This window comes from Pseudomaricurvus hydrocarbonicus, assembly GCF_011602365.1.
Classification (GTDB): Bacteria; Pseudomonadota; Gammaproteobacteria; order Pseudomonadales; family Cellvibrionaceae; genus Pseudomaricurvus; species Pseudomaricurvus hydrocarbonicus.
In genome coordinates this window covers 64,726-72,226 of the sequence record NZ_JAAONZ010000026.1, presented here as the reverse complement: position 1 = coordinate 72,226, position 7,501 = coordinate 64,726, and the positions used below count along the sequence as shown (strand labels likewise).

The following is a 7,501-nucleotide window of genomic DNA, read 5'->3' as shown; positions in this document are numbered from 1 at the left end:
ACTGGAAAGACTGTGGTATCATTTTGTTCACGGCTGATTGCTTGCGGATATTGTCTAGACACCAATAACCATAAGGCTTTCAGCCGTTCTTGTTTAGTCCTTTGTGAAATATTCGGGCTAATTACCGCTCTCAATCAAAAGCCCACTTTATAACACTGTGTCGGACTGTTTTCCGCTACAAAACCTCAGCCATAAGACGCACAGATCAGCCGATGGTGAACATTTCCATTTGCGGTGGCTCTACCAAAAACGCCGCCAGGCTCTCCATCGATCCGACCTCTTTCATTTTTTCTGCGTAGGAATCATGCTGCGCTTCGGACTGCCAGACCTCAGCCAGAATGACTTTACTCGGATTTTCCTTGCTCTGCAGGATCTCCACTCCTTGGCAACCTTCTGCATCTTCAATGGAGGATTTTGCACCCAACATAATGTTAAAAAATAAATCGGTTTTCTCTTCCAGTACATTGAATGTTACTAACAGTTTAAAGCTCATAGCGTACTCATTTTTTTATGGTTCTATTAAAAAATGTGGCGTCTTTGATAATGCCAGCAATAACGTTACTCCTGCTCATGCACCGACAAGGTGACCGGGTAACGCTGGGTGACAGTGTCAGTCACCATCACCACTTGCAGCGCAGCCAGTTCACCATTAAAGCGAAGATCGGACACCAGCCTCGGCGGTTGCTGATCGCCGGATGAGTTCATACCCGAGCGCATCTCTTCCGAAAAACTGGCGCCATGACCAATTTGTTTTCCCTCTTTATCCAAAACCAAAATATCCATGACCTTGCTGGTGTCACCTTCTGCACTGAGTTTTATGCCACCCACAGCCAATTCAATCACTTTTAGCGTCAACCCTTCAGAGCTCAGGCGATGACCCAAAGTCACAGCGTCGAACATTTGCGCGGCAATATTTTTTGGTAATTTCAATTGCAGCTCGCCTTCAATGGAGTGCAGTTGTGCACCTTTCAGAGACTCGCCAGCCTCCCCCAGGGGAATGGACATTTGTTGATTGCCCTGCAGGTAAAGCTCCTGTCTCAGTTCAGCTTCGGTTTTGTTTGAGTTTTTGTAGTTATTGCCAAAGCCCTTAAAATTCATCACCAGATTTTGTTCATAACTCACCTTCACGGGATCATGATTCACCAGATTCAGTTGATTGGCTGAAAATACAGCTCGCCCCTGATAACCATCCAGGGCTTGCACATAAGGCATATCCAACTGCACGTAGCCGCGCAATGCGTAGCCGCCAAACCCACGTGTCACTTCTGACGGAAATAGCGACAGCAACCCCACTTCTGTGCGCTGCCGCACCAGCGGTTCACCCAGCCAAGCGCTATTCTTCTGTTCAGGCTCCAGGCTTTTTGCCAACTCCAGCACGTTGGACCAATCATCTAGGTGATAGGGTTGGGGCAGTTGCGGTTGTTGGGCATAACTCTGACTTTTCTGCAGCGGCAAAGACTGGTTGAAACGGAAACGGTACTCTAGCGGCTGTTGCTTAACCGCGACCACAACTTCAACAAAGGCAACTTCACCCTGATAGTTCGCGCTCACGCTTTTTTTGCCGCTGTGGATATCGCCCATGGAACTGGAACCCTTTGCCTGCAGGTAGCGCTTGTCTGCATTCAAACCACGCACTGCCAGCAGGCGCTGCTGATCACCACTGACCACAAAACTCACGCGGTCACCCTCAATTGACTTGATACGCAGCTGCATACCATCCTGCACAATCGTGGCCTTTTCGATGGAGGTCAGATCGGTGTCGGCAGCGACAAGCAGGGTTTTGGTGGTGGTCGTTACCGGCAACAGCACCTCGCCCTCAACCACAGCGATAGTGCTCACATCAGCTCCGGGGACCAGGCGCAGCGTTTTTTTCGCCCGCAAGGATCCCTGTTCAAAGCGGTGACTGAAACTGGCGGCATCGGTGTTAATGTCATTGCCACAGGTTTCCTGAGCCATTAACTCCTGGCCATTCGCAGCGCGAATCGACGTCACTGAAAACTGGCCAAACTCACTGCCATTTGAGGTCGGAGTGTTGGGAATGCCTTCAGCGACCGCCGGTTATCAACGCTGGGGCCTGTGGATCCGCTTGGGGCACTGGTCCATGGCACTGCTGTTTCTTTGCAATTACTGGTTACTGGAAGCAGGTGATGATTGGCACGAATGGGCGGGCTACGCGCTGTTGGCGATTGTTTGCCTGCGTTGTGTACGAGGGTTTTGCGGTGCCGAAAACGGCCGCTTTCGCGACTTCTGGCCCACGCCCGATAATCTGCGCGTTGCCATCGCACACTTTTCCACCCTGCACCGCGAACATCCGCAGCGCCGCCACACCCCCGTGGCGGGTCTGATGGTGGTATTCCTGTTAGGCGCCATGAGCGTAACCGCCGTCAGCGGCTGGATGCAGGAACTGGATGCCTTTTGGGGAGAAGACTGGGTTCAGAACCTGCATGCCTGGTCCGCCGACAGTGTCATGATCGCCGTGGCGATACACGTAAGTGCCGTAATAGTGACTCAATCAAAGTACCGGGTGGCTCTGATTAAACGCATGCTGACCGGTTGATGCATTGGCGAAAACCCCCAAACGGGTTTTGCCTTTGCAACAGTTCTGCTGATAATCGCTGTCAGAAGAATCGCCTTACCAACAAAAAAGTTGCCTAATTCGATGCCTCGATCGACAGTTGTTTGGTGTGCTCTAATAAGCGTTGATCACCGACCTCGCCATGCCCCGGGATGACCCACTTCGCGTTCGGGTATTTTGCTTGCACCTTTGCCACAGTCGTTGGCCAGGCTTCAATCGACGCCTCACCGGTATAGCCTAAATTGTTTGTTCCCAGCGCGCGGATTAAACACCCCCCCACCAGTATGTTGACCCTGGGCAGCCACACAACCAGGTTATCGATGGTGTGACCCCCACCCGGATAGTAGATTTCGATCAAGCCATCCGCGATTGAAAACTCCGGTCCTTCAAATGGGTTTGAGGCCAGGGCTTGCCCTTGCTGTTTCAACAGCTCATTGGTTAACACCGAGGCGTAAGTCGGAATGGCTTGAGCGTTCAACCATGGTATCCCTGCGGTTCGGTCTTGATGGGAATGGGTAGAAAGGCTGCCCATCAATTCAAGCTGTTGTGCGTGTATCCAGGCTACCAGCTGTTGTGTGTCTCGGTCGGACCAGGGGGTATCAATGATAAAGGCTTTGCTGCCGTCAACGACCACCAGGCCATTGGAACTGACCAGACCATAACCTTCAACTCGGCTGTTGGATGTATGTAAAAACACCCCTGGCTGGATCTCTGAAATTTCAATTTCCGGTAAGGATTCGCTGGCAAACACCGCGTTAACATTCAATACATTGCCTATTAACCAACACGCTGCCAGGGAAACAATGAGTTTCATAACCGTACCCATCAAGGATTAAAGATAGACACAACAGACAAGACACACCGCTGAGTTCGAATGTCTGTCAAACCACCTTGTCGATTGTATTGCTGTTCATAAACGATCTAACGCTTTTCAAAGACGCCATTTTTTAAAAAATGCACGACGTTATCAATGACCCGTTCATCCCTCATGATAAAGGGGTGGGAGACGGGCATCGTCAAAAAATCTTTTTCATTGTCTAAATGCGCTCGATCGATGGATACCTTGCCATCGTCTGTTCCCGGTATAAAACGGGAAAGAATCAGGTTAATGGATTTTGTACCGGCAATAATACCCACTTCAAAATTGGCCGGCCCCAGGGCGTTAGGAATACTTCCTGTTCCCGTGCCCAGCTGCAAACCGGAAGGGCCATGAATGAATTCAAAGCCCGGAACCTTAGCCAGCTTGTCGACCGCTTCGCTGCCTTGATTGGGCGGACCGAGCATGACGGTGCGACCAAGCTGTTCAAGACGGTTCAGCTGCAGATACTGCCTCACCAGAATACCGCCCAGGGAGTGCGTGACGAAATGGATTTTGGTTGCAGCGGATTGATGGCAACGCGCTACCCCCGCTTCAACCGCCATGTTCGCGAGCACGGCAATCTCGTGCTCGCGCGAAGGGTAATCAATGTTCGCAACAACATAACCGTTCCCTTCAAGGCGCTCGGCAAGGACTTCCATCGAAGCAGAAGTTCTGACCAGCCCGTGCAGCAGGATCACGCACTCGCGGGCAAAAGCATTACCGGAAAACACCCACAGGACGAAAAAGACAAGCCAGTTTTTTTTCATTATTTTGAAAACCCTGTTGGTCTGTTTAACCACAGCAACGCGCACCGCTGTAGCAAGTACCCGCTACAGCGCGTGATCTGAAATGTGTTTGGAGATAAGTTTGATGGAGGTGCTGCCGGTAAATTCAAATTTTACCTGGCCAATGGATGAGAAGTAGATCTCCAGCTCGGAGTCGAGATCGAAAGTGCCGGACGTCTCCACCGAATAGGCCACAATGTTCTTGTAAGGCAGGGAAGTAAAATCTTTTTTGCTGCCGGTTAAGCCCTGCACATTGACCGCAATAATGCGTTTGTTGGTAAACACCACGCCATCGCGCATGGATTTGTAAGAATCGATAATGGTTTCATCCTCCAACAATAACTCGGCGACTTTTTCCGCGTAGTCGGTGTTTTGTTTGAGTTTGAAAAAGCCCTTGTTGTTGAAATCGATCATTGAGGTTCCTTGCCGTTGTTGGTGTTTATTCAGGTTTCTGTGACTTAAGTGCGATGGTTCATGAGTCCATCACCAGAGTCTAAATGGAAGGGTGCACTTGAGTTCGATATTAAGGCCGGGCGGCACCGTGTTTGATTTCGGCAAACAGACGTTTACGCTTACCCGACCACATTGCCCCCCCAATCCACTAGTGATTATCAGCCAAGCCCTCTGTGACTACAAGGCAATCGGCAGAGTGTAAGTGCTCACACACAACAACCTCAGCCACAATAAAAAACCCGCAGCGATTGATTCATGTCACACCAAATCAATCGCTGCGGGTTTTGGAATCACCCAACGTTTACAGCAAAATTAAACGTCCAGGTTGGCCACCGCCAGGGCATTGGTTTCGATAAACTCACGACGTGGCTCCACCTGATCGCCCATCAAGGTCGTAAAGATCTGGTCGGCGCCGATGGCGTCTTCGATGGTTACCTGCAGCATGCGACGGCTTTCCGGATCCATGGTGGTTTCCCACAGCTGCTCGGGGTTCATCTCACCCAGGCCTTTGTAACGCTGGATGTTGTAGCCGCGGCGGGATTCCACCATCAGCCACTCCAGCGCTTCGGTGAAGCTGGTGGTTTCTTTCTTGCGCTCGCCACGCTGAATGTAACCCCCCTCTTCGATCAGCCCGTCCAGGCGCTCGCCCAGCTTGATGATGGAGGCGTACTCGCCGGACAGGAAGAAGTCGCGGTTAAACAGGAAGTCGGTAGGCACACCGTGCGCGGTGATACGAATCACCGGGATAAAGAGGTGACGCTCAGTGTCTTCCTTGACGATGACTTCGTAACGGTGGCTGCCACTGCCGTTACTGACGGCCAAACGCGCCGACAAGGTATCCGCCCACTTCTCAATGGGCTCACGGCTCTTGAGGTGCTCTTCGGTCACGGTTTCCATGTACACCATCTGCTCCAGCGCCTCGGAAGGGTACAGACGGGATAAACGGTCAATTGTGGCCATTACCGCGCGGTATTCCGTTACCAGGCTTTCGAGGCCTTCGCCGGTAATGCCCGGTGCATCAACATTGACGTGCAAGGACGAGCCTTCCAGCGCCGCCTGGGTGAGGAATTTGGTCAGGGCATCGTCGTCTTTCAGGTATTGTTCCTGCTTGCCCTTGCTGATTTTGTACAGCGGCGGCTGGGCAATGAAGATGTGACCGCGCTCGACCAACTCACGCATCTGACGAAAGAAGAAGGTCAACAGCAAGGTGCGAATGTGAGAACCGTCCACGTCCGCATCCGTCATGATGATGATGCTGTGGTAGCGCAGCTTGTCCGGGTTAAATTCCTGGTTGCCGATACCACAGCCCAGGGCGGTGATCAGGGTGCCCACTTCGGCACTGGACAGCATCTTGTCGAAACGGGCTTTTTCGACATTGAGGATCTTACCTTTCAAGGGCAAGATGGCCTGGGTCTTGCGGGCACGCCCCTGCTTGGCGGATCCCCCCGCAGAGTCACCCTCCACCAGGTAGATTTCGGACAGGGCCGGATCTTTTTCCTGACAGTCCGCCAGCTTGCCCGGCAGACCGGCAATGTCCAGAGCGCCTTTACGACGGGTCATTTCACGGGCTTTACGAGCCGCTTCGCGAGCCCGGGCAGCCTCGATCATCTTGCCGACAATCAGCTTGGATTCGTGTGGGTTCTCCAGCAGGTAGTCGTTGAAGGAAACCCCCATCTCCTGCTCCACCGCCGTCTTCACTTCGGACGACACCAGCTTGTCTTTGGTCTGGGAGGAGAACTTGGGGTCAGGGACCTTCACCGAGATGATCGCCGTCAGACCTTCACGGGCATCGTCACCGGTGGTGCTGACCTTGTCTTTTTTGCCCAGCCCCTCGCGCTCGATATAGCCGTTCAGGCCCCGGGTCAACGCCGCGCGGAAGCCCGCCAGGTGGGTACCGCCGTCGCGCTGGGGAATGTTGTTGGTGTAACAGAAGATGTTTTCCTGGAAGCTGTCGTTCCACTGCAAAGCCACTTCCACCCCAACCCCATCTTCTTCACGCTGGGTATTGAAGTGAATCACCTGGTTGATGGGGGTTTTGTTCTGGTTCAGGAACTCCACAAACGCCCGCAAACCACCCTCGTACTCATACACCTCTTCTTTCCCGGAGCGCTCATCTTTCAGGACAATACGGACACCGGAATTGAGGAAAGACAGCTCACGCAGACGCTTGGCCAGCTGCTCAAAGTGAAATTCAATGTTGTTAAATGTCGCCGGAGACGGGTGGAACCGCACTTCGGTACCGGTGGCATCAGTATCACCGACAATGGCCAGCGGCGCATCAGGTACCCCGTGACGGTAGACCTGCTCGAACACCTTGCCACCGCGGCGAATGGTCAATTCCAGTTTCTCCGACAGCGCATTCACCACCGAAACCCCCACACCGTGCAGACCACCGGAGACTTTATAGGTGTTGTCATCGAACTTTCCGCCCGCGTGGAGCACCGTCATGATCACTTCAGCGGCTGAAACACCCTCTTCTTCGTGGATTTCGGTGGGAATACCCCGGCCGTTATCACTGACAGAAACGGATTCGTCCGGGTGAATCACCACCTTGATCTCTGTGCAGTGGCCTGCCAGGGACTCATCAATGGAGTTATCGACAATCTCAAACACCATATGGTGTAAACCGCTACCATCGTCGGTATCGCCAATGTACATCCCTGGGCGCTTACGAACCGCATCCAACCCTTTCAGCACCTTAATACTGGACGAGTCGTAAGAAGTTTGTTCTGTCATGTTGATGAACTCCACGTGTTAAGCATAATTGCTTTTATATTGTTTCTGACGGTACGGCTCTGCCGTAAACCGTTACGGTGGCGATGTTTCTCT

Annotated in this window: 7 protein-coding genes; 1 reads left to right on the top strand and 6 read right to left on the bottom strand. The window is 52.4% G+C overall.

What is annotated here, in order from left to right:
• Positions 1-205: 205 nt before the first annotated feature.
• On the bottom strand, positions 206-493 hold the full coding sequence (locus G8770_RS22150; RefSeq protein ID WP_167192082.1) for a putative quinol monooxygenase: 288 nt from the start codon (positions 491-493) through the stop codon (positions 206-208).
• Positions 494-558: 65 nt separating this feature from the next.
• Complete coding sequence (locus tag G8770_RS22145; RefSeq protein ID WP_167192080.1) at positions 559-1,956, bottom strand: hypothetical protein; 1,398 nt, start codon at positions 1,954-1,956, stop codon at positions 559-561.
• Positions 1,957-2,038: 82 nt separating this feature from the next.
• On the opposite strand from G8770_RS22145, the gene G8770_RS22140 reads away from it, so the two are divergent.
• Complete coding sequence (locus G8770_RS22140) at positions 2,039-2,557, top strand: cytochrome b/b6 domain-containing protein (protein ID WP_167192078.1); 519 nt, start codon at positions 2,039-2,041, stop codon at positions 2,555-2,557.
• Positions 2,558-2,651: 94 nt separating this feature from the next.
• Here G8770_RS22140 and blaDIM read toward each other — a convergent pair whose 3' ends face one another.
• The 4 genes from blaDIM to gyrB form a co-directional block, all read right to left on the bottom strand.
• On the bottom strand, positions 2,652-3,389 hold the full coding sequence (gene blaDIM, locus G8770_RS22135; RefSeq protein WP_167192076.1) for a DIM/SIM/IMP family subclass B1 metallo-beta-lactamase: 738 nt from the start codon (positions 3,387-3,389) through the stop codon (positions 2,652-2,654).
• 107 nt (positions 3,390-3,496) lie between these two features.
• Positions 3,497-4,201, bottom strand: coding sequence for an esterase/lipase family protein (locus tag G8770_RS22130; RefSeq protein WP_167192074.1), 705 nt, complete (start codon positions 4,199-4,201; stop codon positions 3,497-3,499).
• Between the two features lie 63 nt (positions 4,202-4,264).
• Complete coding sequence (locus G8770_RS22125; protein ID WP_167192072.1) at positions 4,265-4,633, bottom strand: PH domain-containing protein; 369 nt, start codon at positions 4,631-4,633, stop codon at positions 4,265-4,267.
• A 351-nt stretch (positions 4,634-4,984) separates the two neighbouring features.
• Positions 4,985-7,408 carry a DNA topoisomerase (ATP-hydrolyzing) subunit B gene (gene gyrB / locus G8770_RS22120; RefSeq protein WP_167192070.1) on the bottom strand — a complete coding sequence of 808 codons (2,424 nt, stop codon included), beginning with the start codon at positions 7,406-7,408 and terminating at the stop codon, positions 4,985-4,987.
• Between the last annotated feature and the right edge of the window lie 93 nt (positions 7,409-7,501).